General features: G+C 65.3%; 15 protein-coding genes. 5 read left to right on the top strand and 10 right to left on the bottom strand.

The features are described from left to right. Positions 1-4 precede the first annotated feature (4 nt). The 6 genes from C7H84_RS13505 to C7H84_RS13480 form a co-directional block, all read right to left on the bottom strand. The gene (locus C7H84_RS13505) at positions 5-1,228 is read right to left on the bottom strand and encodes an IscS subfamily cysteine desulfurase (RefSeq protein WP_121859259.1); all 1,224 of its coding nucleotides are present in this window, start codon (positions 1,226-1,228) and stop codon (positions 5-7) included. A 76-nt stretch (positions 1,229-1,304) separates the two neighbouring features. Then, on the bottom strand, positions 1,305-1,844 hold the full coding sequence (iscR, locus tag C7H84_RS13500; RefSeq protein WP_006401955.1) for a Fe-S cluster assembly transcriptional regulator IscR: 540 nt from the start codon (positions 1,842-1,844) through the stop codon (positions 1,305-1,307). Positions 1,845-1,961: 117 nt separating this feature from the next. Further along, positions 1,962-2,444, bottom strand: coding sequence for a low molecular weight protein-tyrosine-phosphatase (locus C7H84_RS13495; RefSeq protein WP_121859258.1), 483 nt, complete (start codon positions 2,442-2,444; stop codon positions 1,962-1,964). Between the two features lie 101 nt (positions 2,445-2,545). Beyond that, the gene (locus C7H84_RS13490) at positions 2,546-2,773 is read right to left on the bottom strand and encodes a hypothetical protein (protein ID WP_121859257.1); all 228 of its coding nucleotides are present in this window, start codon (positions 2,771-2,773) and stop codon (positions 2,546-2,548) included. Positions 2,774-2,899: 126 nt separating this feature from the next. Then, the gene (locus C7H84_RS13485; protein ID WP_121859256.1) at positions 2,900-4,312 is read right to left on the bottom strand and encodes a lactate utilization protein B; all 1,413 of its coding nucleotides are present in this window, start codon (positions 4,310-4,312) and stop codon (positions 2,900-2,902) included. 34 nt (positions 4,313-4,346) lie between these two features. Further along, a complete protein-coding gene (locus C7H84_RS13480; protein WP_121859255.1) occupies positions 4,347-5,069 on the bottom strand; it encodes a (Fe-S)-binding protein in 723 nt (240 codons plus the stop codon). Between the two features lie 182 nt (positions 5,070-5,251). On the opposite strand from C7H84_RS13480, the gene C7H84_RS13475 reads away from it, so the two are divergent. After that, positions 5,252-6,061: an IclR family transcriptional regulator gene (locus C7H84_RS13475; RefSeq protein WP_121859254.1), complete on the top strand. Its 810-nt coding sequence runs from the start codon at positions 5,252-5,254 to the stop codon at positions 6,059-6,061. 100 nt (positions 6,062-6,161) lie between these two features. On the opposite strand, the gene pbpG is transcribed toward C7H84_RS13475, so the two are convergent. Continuing rightward, a complete protein-coding gene (pbpG, locus tag C7H84_RS13470; protein WP_121859253.1) occupies positions 6,162-7,307 on the bottom strand; it encodes a D-alanyl-D-alanine endopeptidase in 1,146 nt (381 codons plus the stop codon). 657 nt (positions 7,308-7,964) lie between these two features. Here pbpG and C7H84_RS13465 point away from each other — a divergent pair. Next, positions 7,965-8,531 (top strand): phasin family protein, encoded by a 567-nt coding sequence (locus C7H84_RS13465; RefSeq protein ID WP_121859252.1) that lies wholly within the window; start codon positions 7,965-7,967, stop codon positions 8,529-8,531. A 195-nt stretch (positions 8,532-8,726) separates the two neighbouring features. Here the strand turns inward: C7H84_RS13465 and lpdA are convergent, their stop codons facing one another. The 3 genes from lpdA to aceE all read right to left on the bottom strand — a co-directional run bounded on the left by lpdA (position 8,727) and on the right by aceE (position 15,225). Beyond that, a complete protein-coding gene (gene lpdA / locus C7H84_RS13460) occupies positions 8,727-10,499 on the bottom strand; it encodes a dihydrolipoyl dehydrogenase (RefSeq protein WP_121859251.1) in 1,773 nt (590 codons plus the stop codon). A gap of 297 nt (positions 10,500-10,796) precedes the next feature. Next, on the bottom strand, positions 10,797-12,458 hold the full coding sequence (gene aceF, locus C7H84_RS13450) for a dihydrolipoyllysine-residue acetyltransferase (protein WP_121859250.1): 1,662 nt from the start codon (positions 12,456-12,458) through the stop codon (positions 10,797-10,799). Between the two features lie 70 nt (positions 12,459-12,528). After that, complete coding sequence (gene aceE / locus C7H84_RS13445) at positions 12,529-15,225, bottom strand: pyruvate dehydrogenase (acetyl-transferring), homodimeric type (RefSeq protein WP_121859249.1); 2,697 nt, start codon at positions 15,223-15,225, stop codon at positions 12,529-12,531. 273 nt (positions 15,226-15,498) lie between these two features. Here aceE and fixL point away from each other — a divergent pair, with 273 nt between their 5' ends. The 3 genes from fixL (at position 15,499) to folD (ending at position 19,754) form a co-directional block, all read left to right on the top strand. Continuing rightward, on the top strand, positions 15,499-18,015 hold the full coding sequence (gene fixL / locus C7H84_RS13440; protein WP_121859248.1) for an oxygen sensor histidine kinase FixL: 2,517 nt from the start codon (positions 15,499-15,501) through the stop codon (positions 18,013-18,015). Beyond that, on the top strand, positions 18,012-18,650 hold the full coding sequence (gene fixJ / locus C7H84_RS13435) for an oxygen response regulator transcription factor FixJ (RefSeq protein WP_006493245.1): 639 nt from the start codon (positions 18,012-18,014) through the stop codon (positions 18,648-18,650). The genes fixL and fixJ overlap by 4 nt, the downstream gene beginning before the upstream one ends. A gap of 246 nt (positions 18,651-18,896) precedes the next feature. Continuing rightward, positions 18,897-19,754, top strand: coding sequence for a bifunctional methylenetetrahydrofolate dehydrogenase/methenyltetrahydrofolate cyclohydrolase FolD (gene folD, locus C7H84_RS13430; protein ID WP_121859247.1), 858 nt, complete (start codon positions 18,897-18,899; stop codon positions 19,752-19,754). Positions 19,755-20,042: the final 288 nt, after the last annotated feature.

Genomic DNA, 20,042 nt, shown 5'->3' with positions numbered 1-20,042 from the left:
GTGTTCAGTGTGCGGCCCATTCGATCGTCGACAGATCGATGCCTTCCTGGTGCATTTCCCAGAGCGGCGACAGTTCGCGCAGCTTTGCGATCTTGCTGTTCAGCAGGTTGATCACGAAGTCGACGTCCTGCTCCGTCGTGAAACGGCCGACCGTGAAGCGGATCGAGCTGTGCGCGAGTTCGTCGTTGCGGCCGAGCGCACGCAGCACGTACGACGGCTCCAGCGACGCCGACGTGCACGCCGAACCCGACGACACCGCGACGTCCTTGATCGCCATGATCAGCGACTCGCCTTCGACGAAGTTGAAACTGATGTTCAGGTTGTGCGGGACACGGTGCTCCATGTCGCCGTTCACGTACGTTTCCTCGATCTGCGACAGGCCGCGCAGCAGCTTGTCGCGCAGCATGCGGATGCGCTCGTTTTCGGTCGCCATTTCTTCACGCGCGATGCGGAACGCTTCGCCCATGCCGGCGATCTGGTGCGTCGCCAGCGTGCCCGAGCGCATCCCGCGCTCATGACCGCCGCCGTGCATCTGCGCTTCGATGCGCACGCGCGGCTTGCGGCGCACGTACAGCGCGCCGATGCCCTTCGGGCCGTAGGTCTTGTGCGCCGAGAACGACATCAGGTCGACCTTCAGCTTCGCGAGGTCGATCTCGACCTTGCCGGTCGATTGCGCGGCGTCGACGTGGAAGATGATGCCCTTCTCGCGGCAGATTTCGCCGATCGTCTCGATGTCCTGGATCACGCCGATCTCGTTGTTCACGTGCATCACCGACACGAGGATCGTGTCCGGGCGCAGTGCGGCCTTGAACACGTCGAGGTCGATCAGGCCGTCTTCCTTCACGTCGAGATAGGTGACTTCGAAACCGTCGCGCTCGAGCTCGCGGCAGGTGTCGAGCACGGCCTTGTGCTCGGTCTTCACCGTGATGATGTGCTTGCCCTTGCCCTTGTAGAAGTTCGCGGCACCCTTGATCGCGAGGTTGTCCGATTCCGTTGCGCCGGACGTCCAGATGATCTCGCGCGGATCCGCGTTCACCAGCGCGGCCACCTGCTCGCGTGCTTCCTCGACCGCGCGTTCCGCGTCCCAGCCGTACGCGTGGCTACGCGAGGCCGGGTTGCCGAACTGCTCGCGCAGGTACGGCACCATCTTGTCGACCACGCGCGGGTCGACCGGGGTCGTCGCGCTGTAATCCATGTAGATGGGCAGGTGGAGAGTCTCTTGGGTCATCTGTCGCTCCGGGAATTCTGTGCAGGGACTGTGTGCGTTATGGGGTATGCGGCGCGGGTGCGCGGCGCGTTCGCGTTCACGAACTCGCGATGTTGAACACCGAATTGGGACCGAGCGGCATCGTGCGCACCGGTTCGGCCGGCGCCGCGACGGGCTCCGGCGCGCGCCGGTCGCGCAGCACCGCAGGCGCGCCCTCGCGTGCGCGCTGCTGATCGACGAGATCCTGCAGCGACACCGAATCGAGGTATTCGACCATCTTCTGGTTCAGGGTCGACCACAGCTCATGCGTCATGCAATGGCCGTCGGGCTGCTTCGAGCCGTCGCACGTGCCTTTGCCGCCGCACTGCGTGGCGTCGAGCGGTTCATCGACCGCGATGATGATGTCGGCAACGGTGACGTCCTGCGCGCGGCGCGCGAGGTTGTAGCCGCCGCCGGGGCCGCGCACGGATTCGACGATTTCATGCCTGCGCAGCTTGCCGAACAGCTGTTCGAGATACGAGAGCGAAATCCGCTGGCGCTGGCTGATGCCTGCAAGCGTCACCGGGCCCTGCTCCTGGCGCAGTGCCAAGTCAATCATCGCCGTGACGGCGAAACGGCCTTTGGTGGTGAGTCTCATGGTGTCTAGGGGACTGCAATCTTGACGATTTTGGTCAAGTATAAATATTTGACGTTTTTAGTCAAGTATCCATGTCTGCGGCAGGGTATTCGCAGCACGCTGAATACCTTGCCGCGCTCAGCGTCCGGTACGGCTCCGGAGCGTGTCCAGCAGGCCTGCGCACGCGCGCTCGACCTGGTCGAGCACCTGTTCGAAGCCTTGCACGCCGCCGAAATAAGGATCGGCCACCTCGGTTTCGGCTACGCCCGGCGCATATTCCATCAGCAGGCGCACCTTGTCGCGATGCTCGGGCGGGCAGCGCCGGCGCAATTCCGCGAGATTGGCTTCGTCCATCGCGAGCAGCAGGTCGAAACGCTGGAAATCCGCCGCGCTCACCTGGCGTGCCCGCAGCGCCGACAGGTCGTAGCCGCGCGTACGGGCCGCCGCCTGCGCGCGCGTGTCGGGCGGCTCGCCGACGTGCCAGTCGCCGGTGCCAGCCGAATCGATCTCGATCCGGTCGGCCAGCCCGGCCGCATCGACCTGGTGGCGCATCACGCCTTCGGCCGTGGGCGAACGGCAGATATTGCCGAGACAGACGAAACAGATTGCAACGCGGGTCATCGCACTATCGGGAACGCGCGGCGAGCCGCGAGGGAGAAGAACACGCCATTATACAAAGGCGCCCGGAATCGCGCCGCCGCGCGAAGCGACGGCGGCGTGCCTTACAGCGCCTTGGGTGCGGCCAGCACCACGTCGGCGGTGGCCGCCGGCAACGGCGTCGCCGTGTCGCCGACCAGCCCGAGCGACACCGCACGCGCAAGTTCGGCCGACGCCTGATGAACGGCGATCGGGCCACGCGACGGCGCGTCGGCCATCGCATGCAGATAAGCCGCCGCGGCGAGCGGAACGACGATTGCCAGCGGCCAGTACATCGATATTGTCTTTTTCATGATGCGGCTCCTTGACCTCATTCCCCGAAACCACTTTCGGAGACTACAGGCCAGATTCTATAGACCGCATCTATCGGGATAAATACGTAAATAGTGAATGCACTGTTGCCGCCCGATGAACAGTCGTCAGCCGAGGTGGCTTTGCGATGCCGCGTAGAGTTCGCGGAACGTGCGGCCGGTCGGTGTCGGCATGTCGCGGGTATCCATCCAGCCGCCCATCATCGGCAGGCGCCGCAGCGTGCCGCCATTGCCGCCCAGCCGCTCCAGCACGCGCACCGCCAGCTTGGTCGTCAGCGCGTACAGCATCGGCCGGCGCGCGACAAAGCCCCACGTGGCGAGCGCGGCCCGCTCGCGCCACGGCCGCAGATGCCGCTCGACCTGCTTCTCGCGCAGCGTGCGCAACAGGTGCGACAGCGGGATCCCGGCCGGGCACACGCTGTCGCATTCGCCGCATAGCGTCGCGGCCTGCGGCAGGTCGAGTGCACGGTCGATGCCGACATAGCTCGGCGTCAGCACCGACCCCATCGGGCCCGGATAGACCCATCCATAGGCGTGGCCGCCGACCTTCTGGTACACCGGACAATGGTTCATGCACGCGCCGCAGCGGATGCAGCGCAGCATCTCCTGGAACTCGCCGCCGATCAGGCCCGTGCGGCCGCCGTCGACGAGCACCACGTAATTGTGCTCGGGGCCGTCCTCGTCGCCAGGGCCCCGCGGGCCCGTGAGCAGCGAAAAGTAGTTCGACGTCTTCTGGCCGGTTGCCGAGCGCGGCAGCAGGCGCATCGCGGTCGCGAGATCCTCGAGCGTCGGCAACACCTTCTCGATGCCCGTCACCGCGACGTGCACGCGCGGCATCACCGTGCACATCCCTTCGTTGCCTTCGTTCGTGACGACCGCGACCGATCCCGTCTCGGCGATCACGAAATTGCCCCCCGTCACGCCCATGTCGGCCGACAGGAAATGCGGGCGCAGCACCTCGCGCGCCTCGCGCGTCATGTCGGGGATCTCGGTCAGCCGCTCGCGCTGGTGCGTGCGTGCGAACAGGTCGGCGATCTCGTCCTTGTCCTTGTGCACGACGGGCGCAATGATGTGGCTCGGCGGCTCGTTGTCGTTGATCTGCAGGATGTATTCGCCGAGGTCCGTCTCGATCGACTGCACGCCCATCTCGGCGAGCACCGCGTTCAGGCGCATTTCCTCGGACACCATCGACTTCGTCTTGATGACCTTCCTCACGTCGTGGCGCCGCGCGATGTCAGCGACGAGGCGCGCCGCGTCGGCCGTCGTTTCCGCGAACAGCACCGTCGTGCCGCGCCGGGTCGCCTCGCGCTCGAACGCCTCGAGCCACACGTCGAGGTTTTCCAGCGCCCGGTTGCGGCGCGCCTTCAGCGCGGCGCGCGTCGCCGGAAAGTCGATCGCGGTCATCGCGTCGGCGCGCGCGGACACGAACTTCGTCGACAGCTTCTTCAGGTTCTGCTGCAGGCGCTGGTCGGCCAGCTTCTGGCCGGCGCGCGCCTTGAAATGCATCGATTGAACTTGCATCGCGGTATCGGGGAAAAGTGAGCGGAACCGGGCGTCAGACGTCGCCCGCCAGCACCTGCGCGACGTGCAGCACGCGCGTGTCGCGGTCGCCCGTGCGGCGCAACCGCCCTTCGATGTTCAGCATGCAGCCGAGATCGCCGAGCACGACGGCGCCTGCGCCGGATGCGCGCACGTTCGCGCATTTTTCGTCGGCAATCGCCGCCGAAATGTCGCCGTACTTGACCGCGAACGTGCCGCCGAAGCCGCAGCAGTGCTCGCAGTCCTTCATTTCGGTGACGGCCACGCCGCGCTGCGCGAGCAGCGCGCGCGGCTGCGCCTTCACGCCGAGTTCGCGCAGGCCCGAGCACGAGTCGTGATAGGTGACGGGCCCCGCGAATTCGCCGGGTGCGAGCGTCACCTTCGCGACGTTCGCCAGGAAATCGGTCAGTTCGTAGACCTTCTGCTGGAACCGCGTGTAGCGCCCCATCAGTTCGGGGTCGTCGCGGAACAGGTCGCCGTAGTGCGCGCGGATCATCCCGCCGCATGAGCCGGACGGCGCGACGACGTAATCGAACTGCTCGAACTCGCGAAGCGCCTTTTCCGCCAGGTCGCGCGCGAGCGCGCGGTCGCCCGAGTTGTAGGCCGGTTGGCCGCAGCAGGTTTGCGCGGGCGGCACGAATACCTCGTAGCCGGCGTCGCGAATCAGTTTCAGCGCGGAAAAGCCGATTTCCGGACGCATCAGGTCGACCAGGCAGGTCACGAACAAACCGACTCGCATACGCGCTCCTTCGAGAAAACGGCTCTCATTATCCGCCGTTTGGCCGGCAAGACCAACGCCGGCGCGCACGCAAGTGCGCACGCCCCGAAACGAGGACTTCCTCGAACAGCGTTCGCTTTTTTCACGATACGAGATACAATCGACGCAACACCGCTTGACGCGTCAACCGATTCTCCCCCGACATGAGCCAACCCACCCCGGATTCCAAAACGTCGATCCAGGTGATCGAACGCATGATGCGGTTGCTGGACGCGCTCGCCGCGCACAGCGACCCCGTCAGCCTGAAGGAGCTTGCGCAGCGCACGGAACTGCATCCGTCGACCGCGCACCGTATTCTCAACGACATGGTGACCTGCCGTCTCGTCGACCGCTCCGATCCCGGCACGTACCGGCTCGGCATGCGGCTGCTCGAGCTCGGCAATCTCGTGAAGGCGCGCCTGTCGGTTCGCGACGCGGCCCTGATGCCGATGCGCGAGCTGCACCGCCTGACCGGCCAGACCGTGAACCTGTCCGTGCGCCAGGGCGACGAGATCGTCTATATCGAGCGCGCGTATTCGGAGCGCTCGGGGATGCAGGTCGTGCGGGCGATCGGCGGCCGTGCGCCGCTGCACCTGACGTCGGTCGGCAAGCTGTTTCTCGCGGTCGACGAAACGTCGCGCGTGCGCGCCTACGCGACGCGCACCGGGCTCTCCGGCCATACGCAGAACAGCATCACCGACATCGCGAAGCTCGAGCGCGAACTGACGCTCGTGCGCCAGCAATCGTGCGCGCGCGACAACGAGGAGCTGGAGCTGGGCGTGCGCTGCATCGCGGCCGGCATTTACGACGACTCGGGCAGGCTCGTCGCGGGCCTGTCGCTGTCGGCGCCGGCCGATCGGCTGCAGGATGCGTGGCTCGGCCAGTTGACCCGCACCGCGCTGACCATCTCGGAATCGCTCGGCTACCGCCCCGCCCCCGCGAAGGACACGGAAGGCTTGCAACGGCACGGATGAGTTGCGCCGCCCGCCGTACCGCGCCACATGAAAAAAGCCCCGCGATTGCGGGGCTTTTGCTTTGCGGCGACCGGTACGGCGGCGAACCGCCGGGGCGCGATCAGGTGCCGCCTGTCGCGGTGTTGGCTGCCGTCAGGCGCTCGCCGCCGCCGGCATCGAGCCAGTTGCGCAGGCGCGCCGCGTCGGCGAAGCGCGAATACTTGCCGAACGAATCCAGCAGCACCATCACCATCGGGCGGCCGTGGATCGTCGCCTGCATCACGAGGCATTCGCCCGCCTCGTTGATGAAGCCGGTCTTCTGCAGGCCGATGTCCCATGAGCCGTTGCCGCGGATCAGCGCGTTCGTGCTGTTGTAGACCAGCGTGCGCTTGCCCGTATTGACGTCGTACGTGCGATCGGTCGAGAACTGACGAATCGTCGAATACTGGTACGCCGCGTTGACCATCTTCACGAGGTCGCGTGCGCTCGACACGTTCGAGCTCGACAGGCCCGTCGAGTTCTCGAAGTGGGTGTCGTTCATGCCCAGCGCCTTCGCCTTCGCGTTCATCGCGGCGATGAACGCCGGACGGCCGCCCGGGTAGTAGCGCGACAGCGCGGCCGCGGCACGGTTTTCCGATGCCATCAGCGCGATGTGCAGCATGTCCTCGCGCGACAGGATCGAGCCGACCGACAGGCGCGAGCCCGTGCCCTTCTCGTAGTCGCGATCTTCGTCGGTGACCTCGATCTGGTCGGTCATCGGCGCCTTCGAGTCGAGCACGACCATCGCGGTCATCAGCTTCGAGATCGACGCGATCGGCACGACGGCGTGCGAATTCTTGTCGAACAGCGGCTCGCCGGTGTTCTGGTCAACGACGTACGCGACGCTCGAGCGCAGCGCGAGCGCGTCCGGCGTATCGTGCAGGCCGAACGCCTGGCCGACCGTCGGGCGGCGCGGCTGGAACGCGACCTTGCGCACCGCGCCGTGGTGCCCGTGCACGTTCGCTGCGAGCGTCGCGCGTTTGCGCGATGCCTTCGCACGCGGTGCATCGTCCGACGCGACGTTGGCGGACGCGGCCTTCACCGTTTTCTTCGCGGACGAAGCGGAAGCGGCTTTCTTGGCGGCGTGGTGGGTCTTCGCAGTGGCGGCAAAGGCGTCAGCGGGCGTGACGGACGCGGCGGTCGCGAGCAACGCGACGGCGACCGACACAGCCGTGCCGAGCGTCATGCTCTGCAACAATCTGCGCGGTGAAAACGATTCGGCTTTCATTGGGGTCTGGACAAAGCGGGCGGGAGGTTCCCGCAAGTGTAGTTAAAGCTGAAAAAAAGAGCAATATTAGGCACTTACCGATCGTCGTTAAACCGGAATGTAAGAGTTGCCCTGCAATAAGACAATCAACCCTCCCGCACCCATCGAAAAAATCGATGAGCTGCGCTGCCCGACAGTACCCGCCTCCCGATTACCACACGGTTAATTGAGATAACGTCACTTTGGCGACAAATTAAAGCGGGGAAAGTACGTATCCGGCCCTCGGCGTGCCTCAGGCACCGGTCTCGACCGCGGCGGCGGCACACCGCCACGGCACGCGCATTGAAACGGCGCGCTTTTCGACAGGAACCCAAGCATAACGTTCCACATGCCTGTCAGGTTTACCTGGGAATGATCATGGTGCGCCGCGCCTTCCCCGGCGTGGTGCGCACCATGTGGGAACCGGCGTGAAACCGATTCCGAACGGCCGCGATAACTTGTTGTTTTATCGATAATTTGTCGTGATTGTGCGGCGCACAAAAAATGCTTGACAAGACTTTTCTGTGCCCTAAAATATGACTCATTGCTGCGTTGCACAAAGCACGCGGCTTCCGTGGTTCCCCAGCGTAGTGCCCTTTATCCCCTGCGATCGACGTGATCGCTTTTCAGGAGCTTGACATGTCCTTGCTGACCCCCGAGCAAATCGCCGCCGCCCAAAAAGCCAACCTCGAAAGCCTGTTCGGTCTGACGACCAAGGCATTCGAAGGCGTCGAAAAGCTGATCGAACTCAACCTGCAGGTCGTGAAGTCGTCGCTGACGGAAAGCCAGGAAAACGCACAGCGTCTGCTGTCGGTGAAGGACGCACAGGAACTGATCGCGCTGCAAGCGAGCCTGTCGCAGCCGGTCGCGGAAAAGGTGCTGTCGTACAGCCGTCACCTGTATGAAATCGCGTCGTCGACGCAAGCCGAGTTCGCGAAGGTTGCCGAAGCGCAATTCGAAGACCAGAACAAGAAGATCCAGGCCCTCGTCGACAACGTCGCGAAGAACGCCCCGGCCGGTTCGGAAACGGCTGTCGCCGCACTGAAGTCGGCACTGAACGCTGCGAACACGACGTACGAAACGGTTCAGAAGGCTGCGAAGCAAGCCGTCGAGATCGCCGAAACGAACTTCAACGCGGCTGCCGCTGTCGCGACGAAGGCTGCCACGGCTGCTGCATCGCGCCGTGCGAGCAAGCCGGCCGCGTAAGCGTCCCCTGCTCCTGAAAAGCCGCGCACTGCGCGGCTTTTTTGTTTCTGGCGCCGGAACGCCCGGCCGTCGCGTCGCCATCGGTGCATTGCGCGGGTCGCCGTCAGCCCCGGGCAAACAAAAACGCCGCCGCCCGGAATCCCCGGGCGGCGGCGTTTTTGCGTGACCGGCACGAAGCCGGCCGTGCCGATCGCGCTACTTCTTGCGTTGCGGCGGCAGGTCGGTACAGACGCCTTCGTACAACTCGGCGGCCATGCCTACCGATTCGCCGAGCGTCGGGTGCGGGTGGATCGTCTTGCCGATGTCTTCCGCGTCCGCGCCCATCTCGACCGCGAGACAAACTTCGCTGATCAGGTCGCCCGCGTTCAGGCCGACGATCCCGCCGCCGATCACGCGATGCGTTTCCTCGTCGAAGATCAGCTTCGTGAAGCCTTCGTCGCGGCCGTTCGCGATTGCGCGGCCCGATGCGGCCCACGGGAACACTGCCTTGCCGTACTTGATGCCTTCGGCCTTGCACTGGTCTTCCGTCTTGCCGGCCCACGCCACTTCCGGATCGGTGTACGCCACCGACGGGATCTGCAGCGCGTCGAAGTATGCCTTCTCGCCGTGGGCGGCCTCCGCTGCGACGTGGCCTTCATGCACGGCCTTGTGCGCAAGCATCGGCTGGCCGACGACGTCGCCGATCGCGAAGATGTGCGGGACGTTCGTGCGCATCTGCTTGTCGACGTCGATGAAGCCGCGCTCCGTGACCGCCACGCCGGCCTTGTCGGCACCGATCTTCTTGCCGTTCGGGCTGCGGCCCACCGCGACCAGCACGAGGTCGTAGCGCTGCGCTTCCGCCGGGGCCTTCTCGCCCTCGAACTTCACGTAGATGCCGTCTTCCTTCGCTTCCGCGCCGACCGTCTTGGTCTTGAGCATCACGTTGCCGAAGCGCTTCGCGTTGTACTTTTCCCAGACCTTCACGAGATCGCGGTCCGCGCCCATCATCAGGCCGTCCATCATTTCGACGACGTCGATTTCGGTACCGAGCGTCGAATACACCGTCGCCATTTCGAGGCCGATGATGCCGCCGCCGATCACGAGCATGCGCTTGGGCAGCTGGCGCAGTTCGAGTGCGCCCGTCGAATCGACCACGCGCGGGTCTTCCGGCATGAACGGCAGCTTCACCGCTTGCGAGCCGGCGGCGATGATCGCCTGCTTGAACTTGACGACATTCTTGCCGTTTTCGCCCTGCACTTCCATGTGATACGGATCGACGAACGCGCCGACGCCGGTGACCACTTCGACCTTGCGCGCCTTCGCCATGCCGGCGAGCCCGCCCGTGAGCTTCTTGACGACGCCCGACTTGAAGTCGCGCAGCTTGTCGAGATCGATCTGCGGCTTGCCGAAGGTGATGCCGTGCGAGCCGAGCGCTTCCGCTTCGTCGATCACGAGTGCCGTATGCAACAGCGCTTTCGACGGAATGCAGCCGACGTTCAGGCACACGCCGCCGAGTGTCGAATAGCGTTCGACCAGCACCGTCTTCATGCCGAGGTCGGCGGCGCGGAATGCGGCCGAGTAGCCGCCGGGGCCCGCGCCGAGCACGAGCATGTCGCACTCGATGTCGGCGGCACCGCTGTAGCTGCCGGCTTGCGGCGCGGGTGCCGGAGCGGCGGCGGCCGGAGCCGGAGCAGCGACGGCGGCCTTCGGCGCTTCGGGGGCTTTCGCCGGAGCGGGAGCGGCTGCACCTGCCGATGCTTCGACGATGGCGATGACCGTGCCTTGCGAGACTTTCTCGCCGGCTTTGACCTTGACTTCCTTGACTGTGCCGGCGACGTCGCTGGGCACTTCCATGGAGGCTTTATCGGATTCGAGCGTGATGAGCGTTTGCTCTTTTTCGATTACGTCGCCAGGTTTGACGTTGACTTCGATGACATCGACGCCGCTGAAATCGCCGATATCCGGAACCTTGACTTCGATGAGACTCATGACTGTCCCCTTCTTGATTAGCTGCAGAGAGAGAGGGAGGGACGGCGGAAAGACGGAACCTGCCTACATGCGGCCTGACGAGAGAACGCGAACCTGGGCAGGACCACCTTTGCCGTCCGCCCAAGGACGCGCCTTTCTTTTGGTTACTTTTCTTTGGAAGACAAAGAAAAGTGACCGCCGCCCCGCGCAGGGGCGACGCTAGCAGACCGTTAGCGAAACAGGTTCAACGACAAGGCGTGGAGAATCGACACAAAACCACGCGACAAAAACCCACGCCCCCGCGAGCCCCTCATCTCATCAAAGAATGATGCGACGGAAATCGGCAAGCAACGCGCCGAGATACGCATTGAACCGCGCGGCTTCCGCGCCATCGATGACGCGATGGTCATACGACAGCGACAGCGGCAGCGTGAGGCGCGGCACGAACTGCTTGCCGTCCCACACCGGCTTCATCTGGCCGCGCGACAACCCGAGGATGGCGACTTCCGGCGCGTTGATGATCGGCGTGAAGTTGGTGCCGCCGATCCCGCCGAGCGACGAGATCGAGAAGCAACCACCTTGCATCTGGTCCGGCTTCAGCTTGCCGTCGCGCGCGGCCTTCGACAGCTCGGCCATTTCCTTCGCGATATCGACGAGGCCCTTCTTGTCCGCATCGCGGATCACCGGCACGACGAGACCGTTCGGCGTATCTGCCGCGAAACCGACGTGGTAGTACTGCTTGAACACGAGGTTGTCGCCGTCGAGGCTCGCGTTGAAGGTCGGGAACTTCTTCAGCGCCGCGACGACCGCCTTGATCACGAATGCGAGCATCGTGAACTTCACGCCGGCCTTCTCGTGCTCCTTGTTCAGCTGCACGCGCAGTGCTTCGAGCTCGGTGATGTCCGCTTCGTCGTTGTTCGTGACGTGCGGGATCATCACCCAGTTGCGATGGAGGTTCGCGCCCGAGATCTTCTTGATGCGCGACAGCGGCTTCGCCTCGAACGGGCCGAACTTCGAGAAGTCGACCTTCGGCCACGGCAGCAAGTTCAGCTCGCCGCCGCCTGCCGGCGCGGCTGCCGCGGCAGGCGCTGCGCGCTGGCCCGTCATCACGCCCTTCACGAAGCCCGTGATGTCTTCCTTCGTAATGCGGCCCTTCGGACCGCTCCCCTGCACGCGTGCGACTTCGACGCCGAGTTCGCGCGCGAACTTGCGCACGGACGGCGATGCGTGGCTCGCGCGGTACTCGCCCGACGCAGCGGCGGCCGGTGCGGCAGCGGCCGGCGCCGGTGCAGCCTTCGCGGGTGCCGGTGCGGCAGCGGGCGCCGGAGCAGCGGCGGCCGGCGCCGGAGCGCTTGCCTGCGGTGCGGCTGCAGCCGGTGCGCCTGCGGCTTCGAGCAGCACGATCAGCGTGCCTTCCGATACCGAGTCGCCCACCTTGACCTTGATTTCCTTCACGACGCCGGCGGCCGGGCTCGGCACGTCCATCGTCGCCTTGTCCGACTCGAGCGTGACGAGCGATTGCTCCTTCTCGACCGTATCGCCGACCTTCACGCCGATCTCGATCACCGGGACGTCCTTGTAGTCGCCGATGTCGGGCACCTTCACTTCGAGCGTGCCGCCCGACGCGGCCGGTGCTGCGGCCGGTGCCGCGGCAGCCGGCGCGGCTGCTGCCGGTGCCGGTGCTGCCGCCGGAGCCGCGGCTGCTGCAGGTGCGGCAGCGCCGTTCACCTGCGCGCCGGCACCGCCTTCGAGCAGGACGATCAGCGAGCCTTCCGACACGGAATCGCCCACCTTGATTTTCACTTCCTTGACCGTGCCGGCTGCCGGGCTCGGGACGTCCATCGTCGCCTTGTCCGACTCGAGCGTGACGAGCGACTGCTCGGGCTCGACCGTGTCGCCCACCTTCACGAGCACCTCGATGACGGGCACGTCCTTGTAATCGCCGATATCCGGCACCTTCACTTCGATCGCTTGACTCATCTTTTTGTGTCTCCATGGCCGCGCGCGCCCCTCCCGGAAGCGGCGCGCGGCATCACACGGCGCGTGTGCGTTAAACGGTCATCGGGTTGGGCTTCGACGGATCGAGGTTGTACTTGGCAATCGCGTCCGCGACCACCTTGCGCTCGATCGTGCCTTCGTCGGCCAGCGCGTTCAGCGCGGCGACGGTGACCCAGTGACGGTCGACTTCGAAGAAGTGACGCAGCTTCTCGCGGGTGTCCGAACGACCGAAGCCGTCCGTGCCGAGCACGACGAAGCGGCGATCGATCTGGCCGCGGATCTGGTCGACCAGCGCGCGCACGTAGTCGGTCGACGCGATGACCGGACCCTGCGTGTCCTTCAGGCACTTCTGCACGTGCGACAGGCGACGCTCTTCGGTCGGATGCAGCAGGTTCCAGCGCTCGATTTCGTGGCCTTCACGCGCGAGTTCGGTGAAGCTCGGCACGCTCCACAGATCGGCCGCGACGCCCCAGTCGTTCTTCAGCAGGTCGGCGGCAGCGATCACTTCGTTGAAGATCGTGCCCGCGCCCAGCAGCTGGACGCGCGGCGCCTTCTGGTCGGCGTCGGCCTTCTTGAACGAGTACATGCCCTTGATGATGTCGGCCGCCACCTGCTCGCCCTGCGGAATCGCCGGGTGCTCGTAGTTCTCGTTCATCACCGTGACGTAGTAGTACACGTCTTCCTGCCCCTGCACCATGCGGCGCAGGCCGTCCTGGATGATCACCGCGAGTTCGTAGCCGAACGTCGGGTCGTAGCTCACGCAGTTCGGCACCGATGCCGCCCACAGCAGCGAGTGACCGTCTTCGTGCTGCAGGCCTTCGCCGTTCAGCGTCGTGCGGCCCGCGGTGCCGCCGAGCAGGAAGCCGCGCGAACGCATGTCGCCCGCCGCCCATGCCAGGTCGCCGATCCGCTGGAAGCCGAACATCGAATAGAAGATGTAGAACGGCACCATGATCTCGCCGTGCGTCGAATACGACGTCGCCGCCGCGATCCAGTCGCACATGCCGCCCGCTTCGTTGATGCCTTCCTGCAGGATCTGGCCGGTCTGCGATTCCTTGTAGAACATCAGCTGGTCGGAATCTTCCGGCACGTACTTCTGGCCTTCCTGGTTCCAGATACCGATCTGGCGGAACAGGCCTTCCATGCCGAACGTGCGCGATTCGTCCGGGACGATCGGCACGACGCGCTTGCCGAGCGCCTTGTCCTTCAGCAGGATGTTCAGGATCCGCACGAACGCCATCGTCGTCGAGATCTCGCGGCCTTCGCCCGTGCCCTTCAGCAGCGGCTCGAATGCGTCGAGCGCCGGCACCGGCAGCGACGTCGCCTTCTCGCGGCGATGCGGCAGGTAGCCGCCGAGGTCCATGCGCTTCTGGCGCATGTATTCGAGTTCCTTCGAGCCTTCCTCGAACTTCAGGTACGGCACGTCGGCGATCTGCTCGTCGGTGATCGGCAGGCGGAACTGGTCACGGAACTTCTTCAGTTGCTCGACCGGCAGCTTCTTCTGCTGGTGCGTGATGTTCATCGCCTGGCCCGACTCGCCCATCCCGTAGCCCTTGATGGTCTTCGCGAGGATGACGGTCGGCGCGCCCTTCGTGTTGGTCGCTTCGTGGAACGCCGCGTAGATCTTGTGCGGATCGTGGCCGCCGCGGTTCAGCGCCCAGATGTCGTCGTCCGACCAGTCGGCGACGAGTGCCTTCAGTTCAGGCGAGTTGAAGAAGTGTTCGCGAACGTACGCGCCCGACTCCGACTTGTACGTCTGGTATTCGCCGTCGACGCATTCCATCATGCGGCGCATCAGCGCGCCCGTCTTGTCGCGCGCGAACAGCGCATCCCAGCGGCTGCCCCAGATGACCTTGATCACGTTCCAGCCGGCGCCGCGGAATTCCGATTCCAGTTCCTGGATGATCTTGCCGTTGCCGCGCACCGGACCGTCGAGACGCTGCAGGTTGCAGTTGATCACGAACACGAGGTTGTCGAGCTTCTCGCGGCTCGCCATGCCGATCGCGCCGAGCGATTCCGGCTCGTCGGTCTCGCCGTCGCCGAGGAACGCCCAGACCTTGCGGCCTTCCGTCTTCGCGATGCCGCGCGATTCCAGGTACTTCATGAAGCGTGCCTGGTAGATCGCCATGATCGGGCCGAGGCCCATCGACACGGTCGGGAACTGCCAGAAGTCCGGCATCAGCCACGGGTGCGGGTACGACGAGATGCCCTTGCCGTCGACTTCCTGGCGGAAGTTGTCGAGCTGCTCTTCCTTCAGGCGGCCGAGCAGGAACGCGCGCGAGTACACGCCCGGCGACGAGTGGCCCTGCACGAACACGAGATCGCCGCCGTGCTGGTCGGACGCCGCGTGCCAGAAGTGGTTATAGCCGACGTCATAGAGCGTCGCCGCCGACGCGAACGACGCGATGTGACCGCCGACGTTCGTGTCCTTGCCCGCGCGCAGCACCATCGCCAGCGCGTTCCAGCGCGTGTACGAACGGATGCGGTGCTCGATGTCCTGGTCGCCCGGAATCTTCGCCTGGGCTTCGACCGGAATCGTGTTGATGTACGGGGTATTGGCGGAGAACGGCAGGTGTTCGCCGTGCATGCGCGCGAATTCGATCTGCTTTTCGATCAGGTAATGCGCACGGCCGGTGCCCACGGAGGAGATCACGCCGTCGAGCGACTCGAGCCATTCGACGGTTTCTTGCGGGTCGTCGTCACGTTCGGCGGCGACATATTTCATCACTTCGTTCGGTACAGCGGACATTCTCGTCTCCTGGGTCCTGGAATGTGAGGATCGCTCTCGTGCAGACGACGCGGCGCGACCGGCTGCGGGCAAGCTCCGACGGATTGTAATGAGCGTGGATGGCCCCGTGCAACACAATTTTCGAATTATGAGATCTTTTCTCGTAATGCGAAATATTGCTGCGGCGCACCCATCTTTCGGGGCTCTCCGGCACGCGCTGCGCAGACAAATTCGTTTCCGTTCAACATATCCGGTACCGGTTTTCCATGTATTGCGCTGCGCTACAATCCTGCCATGTTGACCGATCGGCTTTTCGCACGCTCGGCGCGACCGTCGGGCCCGCCGGCGGAGTCGCAGCCGTCCCGCTGGCACCACGGACCGTGGTGGTCCAATTCCTATCTGCTGACGCCGCTGCTGTCGATCCTGGTGTTCCTCGTGGTGATGAGCCTGATTCTGTGGAGCCTCAATCGCCGCGAACAGCAGCAGCAGGAAGACACGCTGTTCCGTAACGTCGCGTGGGCGCAGCAGCAGATCCGCCTGTCGATGACGGGCGCGCAGGAACAGCTGCAGGCGCTGTCGCGCGATCTCGCGGCCGGCCGCCTCGACCAGAACGCGTTCCAGATGGCCGTCGCGGACGTGATGCAGACGCATCCGGAAATTCTCTACCTGAACTGGTACACCGCGCCCGGCGTGCAGCGCTGGCCGACCGTGCATCCGCCGCTGCTCGGCCAGCGGCTCGCGAAGCCCGGCGACGCGCAGATGCAGGACGCCGTGCGCGGCGCGTACGACGAAGCGCGCAGCACGCGCCGCCAGGCTTATTCGCCGCTGATCTACGACGACTTCGGCAACGGCTTCATCACGCTGCAGACGCCCGTGATGCGCGGCGACCGCGAATATCTCGGCTCGCTCGCCGCGGTGTTCTCGGTCGAAGGGATCCTGAAGCACGACATCCCGCAGGAGCTGTCGTCGAAGTACAAAATCTCGATCACCGACTCGAACAACCGCGAGCTGTCGTCGACGTCGACGCGCCCGCGCCTGCCGCGCGACTCCCACTACGACCTGCCGCTCGATCCGCCCGGCCAGGGGCTGACCGTGCGCGTGTACGCGTTCCCGCAGCTCACGAACCTCACCAACAACACGCTCGTGTGGCTCGTGGCCGGCCTGTCGTGCTTCGTGCTGTGGAGCCTCTGGAGCCTGTGGAAGCACACGCGCCAGCGCTTCGAGGCGCAGCAGGCGCTGTACGCGGAAGCGTTCTTCCGCCGCGCGATGGAAAACTCGGTGCTGATCGGCATGCGCGTGCTCGACATGCACGGCCGCATCACGCACGTGAACCCCGCGTTCTGCCGGATGACCGGCTGGGACGAGACCGACCTCGTCGGCAAGGTCGCGCCGTTCCCGTACTGGCCGCGCGACGCGTACCCGGAAATGCAGCGCCAGCTCGACATGACGCTGCGCGGCAAGGCGCCGAGCTCGGGCTTCGAACTGCGCGTGCGGCGCAAGAACGGCACGCTGTTCCATGCGCGCCTCTATGTATCGCCGCTGATCGACAGCTCGGGCCGCCAGACCGGCTGGATGTCGTCGATGACCGACATCACCGAGCCGAAGCGCGCACGCGAGGAACTCGCGGCCGCGCACGAGCGCTTCACGACGGTGCTCGAAAGCCTCGACGCCGCGGTGTCGGTGCTGGCCGCCGATGAAGCCGAGCTGCTGTTCGCGAACCGCTACTACCGCCACCTGTTCGGGATTCGTCCGGACGGCCACCTCGAGCTGTCGGGCGGCGGCTTCGACCGCGCCCAGGCATCGTCCGACTCGATCGACATGGTCGATGCGTTCGCGGGCCTGCCGGCCGCCGCGCTGACGAGCAGCACGGCCGATGCGCAGGAGGTGTACGTCGAGAGCATCCAGAAGTGGTTCGAGGTGCGGCGCCAGTACATCCAGTGGGTGGACGGCCACCTCGCGCAGATGCAGATCGCGACCGACATCACGACCCGCAAGAAGGCGCAGGAACTCGCGCACCAGCAGGAAGAGAAGCTGCAGTTCACGAGCCGATTGATGACGATGGGTGAAATGGCGTCGTCGATTGCTCACGAATTGAATCAGCCGCTCGCCGCGATCAACAATTACTGCTCGGGCACGCTCGCGCTCGTGAAGAGCGGCCGCGGCACGCCCGAGACGCTGCAGCCCGCGCTGGAAAAGACCGCGCAGCAGGCGCTGCGCGCGGGGATGATCGTCAAGCGGATCCGCGAATTCGTGAAGCGCAGCGAGCCGAAACGCCAGCCGGCGCGGGTCGCGGACATCGTCGCGGACGCCGTCGGGCTCGCCGAAATCGAGGCCAGGAAGCGCAGGATCCGGATCGTCACGGAAATCCTCGCAAGAATGCCTATTATTTATGTCGACCCCGTGCTGATCGAGCAGGTGTTGATGAACCTGATGAAGAACGCGGCCGAGGCGATGGCCGACGTGAAGCCGGCGTCGGCGGACGGCGTGATCCGTGTGGTCGCCGACATCGATGCGGGTTTCGTCGACATCCGCGTGATCGACCAGGGTCCGGGCGTCGACGAAGCGAGCGCCGAACGCCTGTTCGAACCGTTTTACAGCACCAAGTCCGATGGCATGGGCATGGGGCTGAACATCTGCCGTTCGATCATCGAATCGCATCGGGGGCGTCTGTGGGTGGTCAACAATGTCGAACCGGACGGCCGCATTTCCGGCGCGACATTCCACTGCAGCCTGCCCATTGGGGAACCCGCTGATCTCGGCCAAGGGGGGCGCGAGGCATCGGCATCACATACCGTTACGGGAGAACTATGAATAGCCCTGTCACCACCACTCAGGAAACTGTCTTCGTCGTCGACGACGACGAAGCCGTACGGGACTCGCTGCGCTGGCTGCTGGAGGCGAACGGCTATCGCGTGCAATGCTTCTCGAGCGCCGAGCAGTTCCTCGATGCGTATCAGCCGGCGCAGCAGGCCGGCCAGATCGCGTGCCTGATCCTCGACGTGCGGATGTCGGGCATGAGCGGCCTCGAGCTGCAGGAGCGCCTGATCGCCGACAACGCCGCGCTGCCGATCATCTTCGTCACGGGCCACGGCGACGTGCCGATGGCGGTGTCGACGATGAAAAAGGGTGCGATGGACTTTATCGAGAAACCGTTCGACGAGGCCGAGCTGCGCAAGCTCGTCGAGCGGATGCTCGACAAGGCCCGAAGCGAAAGCAAGAGCGTCCAGGAACAGCGCGCCGCGAGCGAACGCCTGTCGAAGCTGACCGCGCGCGAGCAGCAGGTGCTCGAGCGGATCATCGCGGGCCGTCTGAACAAGCAGATCGCCGACGATCTCGGGATCAGCATCAAGACGGTCGAAGCGCACCGCGCGAACATCATGGAAAAGCTCAACGTCAACACGGTCGCCGACCTGCTGCGCCTCGCGCTGTCGAAGAAGCAGGCCTGAACGTTGCGCGCGGCCGCGGGGCACCAGCCCCGGCCGGCTGCGCCCGCAACCTTGCCGTGCCGCGCGATGCGGCCCACTCGCGCGGCATGGCGCGGCGCTTCCTCCCGGGGCGCCGGCACCGCCGCCATGACGCTTTCCTTGTATTCGCTGTCGGACGACAGCAGGCGCCCGGTATAATTGCGTGCTTTGCTGCGGCGTTTCGTGCGCCGCACACCCGCATTCCAACTTCCCGGCAGGACCACCACCATGACAGCCCTCCTCATCGACGGCAACGCCCTCTCGAAGACCTTGCGCGCGCAGGCCGCCGAACGCGCCGCCGCCCTGACCGCACGCGGCCACCAGCCCGGTCTCGCGGTGATCCTCGTCGGTGCCAATCCGGCGAGCGAAGTCTACGTACGCAATAAGATCAAGGCGTGCGTGGACAACGGTTTCTTCTCGCACAAGGATACGTACCCGGACACGCTGTCGGAGGCCGACCTGCTCGCGCGCATCGACGAACTGAACCGCGACCCGAAGATCCACGGCATCCTGGTCCAGCTGCCGCTGCCCGCGCACATCGACAGCCACAAGGTGATCGAGGCGATCGCGCCCGAGAAGGACGTCGACGGCTTCCACGTCGCGAACGCCGGCGCGCTGATGACGGGCAAGCCGCTGTTCCGCCCGTGCACGCCGTACGGCGTGATGAAGATGTTCGAAGCGCATGACATCCCGCTGCTGGGCGCGAACGCGGTCGTGATCGGCCGCTCGAACATCGTCGGCAAGCCGATGGCGATGCTGCTACTCGAAGCCGGCGCGACCGTGACGATCTGCCACAGCAAGACGCGCGACCTCGCCGCGCACACGCGCCAGGCCGACATCGTGGTCGCCGCGGTCGGCAAGCGCAACATCCTGACGGCCGACATGGTCAAGCCCGGCGCGACGGTGATCGACGTCGGCATGAACCGCGATGACGCGGGCAAGCTGTGCGGCGACGTCGACTTCGCCGGCGTGAAGGAAGTGGCCGGCCACATCACGCCGGTGCCGGGCGGTGTCGGCCCGATGACCATCACGATGCTGCTGATCAATACGATCGAAGCCGCCGAGCGCGCCGCCGCGGCCGCCTGAGCGCCGCCCGATCGCCCTGCCCGTCGAGCCGGCGCGCGCCTTCGTGCGCCGGCGCCCCGCCGGCCGCGTCGACGGCCGCGTCGACGGCCGCATCGTCACACCGCCGCGCCGTCCGGCACCCGCCCGTATCCGACCCCGCCGCACCCGCATCGAGCGCCGCCAATCGCTTCGTTAGAAACTAACGATTGGAAAGCGCGCGATGCGCCCCAATAATGTCGATATCGGGCGCCGCAGCAGCGCGCCTCACCCTTTTCACCCCGGTTCATCCGGCAACAGACAGGGAGTCTT

The sequence above is a fragment of the Burkholderia sp. Nafp2/4-1b genome (assembly GCF_003635165.1).
Lineage (GTDB): Bacteria > Pseudomonadota > Gammaproteobacteria > Burkholderiales > Burkholderiaceae > Burkholderia.
This window is presented reverse-complemented; position numbering and strand designations above follow the sequence as displayed.

Excerpts from the sequence above, each read along its gene's own strand:
- C7H84_RS13505 (WP_121859259.1), bottom strand. The coding sequence starts at position 1,228 with ATGACCCAAGAGACTCTCCACCTGCCCATCTACATGGATTACAGCGCG.
- iscR (WP_006401955.1), bottom strand. The coding sequence starts at position 1,844 with ATGAGACTCACCACCAAAGGCCGTTTCGCCGTCACGGCGATGATTGAC.
- C7H84_RS13495 (WP_121859258.1), bottom strand. The coding sequence starts at position 2,444 with ATGACCCGCGTTGCAATCTGTTTCGTCTGTCTCGGCAATATCTGCCGT.
- C7H84_RS13490 (WP_121859257.1), bottom strand. The coding sequence starts at position 2,773 with ATGAAAAAGACAATATCGATGTACTGGCCGCTGGCAATCGTCGTTCCG.
- C7H84_RS13485 (WP_121859256.1), bottom strand. The coding sequence starts at position 4,312 with ATGCAAGTTCAATCGATGCATTTCAAGGCGCGCGCCGGCCAGAAGCTG.
- C7H84_RS13480 (WP_121859255.1), bottom strand. The coding sequence starts at position 5,069 with ATGCGAGTCGGTTTGTTCGTGACCTGCCTGGTCGACCTGATGCGTCCG.
- C7H84_RS13475 (WP_121859254.1), top strand. The coding sequence starts at position 5,252 with ATGAGCCAACCCACCCCGGATTCCAAAACGTCGATCCAGGTGATCGAA.
- pbpG (WP_121859253.1), bottom strand. The coding sequence starts at position 7,307 with ATGAAAGCCGAATCGTTTTCACCGCGCAGATTGTTGCAGAGCATGACG.
- C7H84_RS13465 (WP_121859252.1), top strand. The coding sequence starts at position 7,965 with ATGTCCTTGCTGACCCCCGAGCAAATCGCCGCCGCCCAAAAAGCCAAC.
- lpdA (WP_121859251.1), bottom strand. The coding sequence starts at position 10,499 with ATGAGTCTCATCGAAGTCAAGGTTCCGGATATCGGCGATTTCAGCGGC.
- aceF (WP_121859250.1), bottom strand. The coding sequence starts at position 12,458 with ATGAGTCAAGCGATCGAAGTGAAGGTGCCGGATATCGGCGATTACAAG.
- aceE (WP_121859249.1), bottom strand. The coding sequence starts at position 15,225 with ATGTCCGCTGTACCGAACGAAGTGATGAAATATGTCGCCGCCGAACGT.
- fixL (WP_121859248.1), top strand. The coding sequence starts at position 15,499 with ATGTTGACCGATCGGCTTTTCGCACGCTCGGCGCGACCGTCGGGCCCG.
- fixJ (WP_006493245.1), top strand. The coding sequence starts at position 18,012 with ATGAATAGCCCTGTCACCACCACTCAGGAAACTGTCTTCGTCGTCGAC.
- folD (WP_121859247.1), top strand. The coding sequence starts at position 18,897 with ATGACAGCCCTCCTCATCGACGGCAACGCCCTCTCGAAGACCTTGCGC.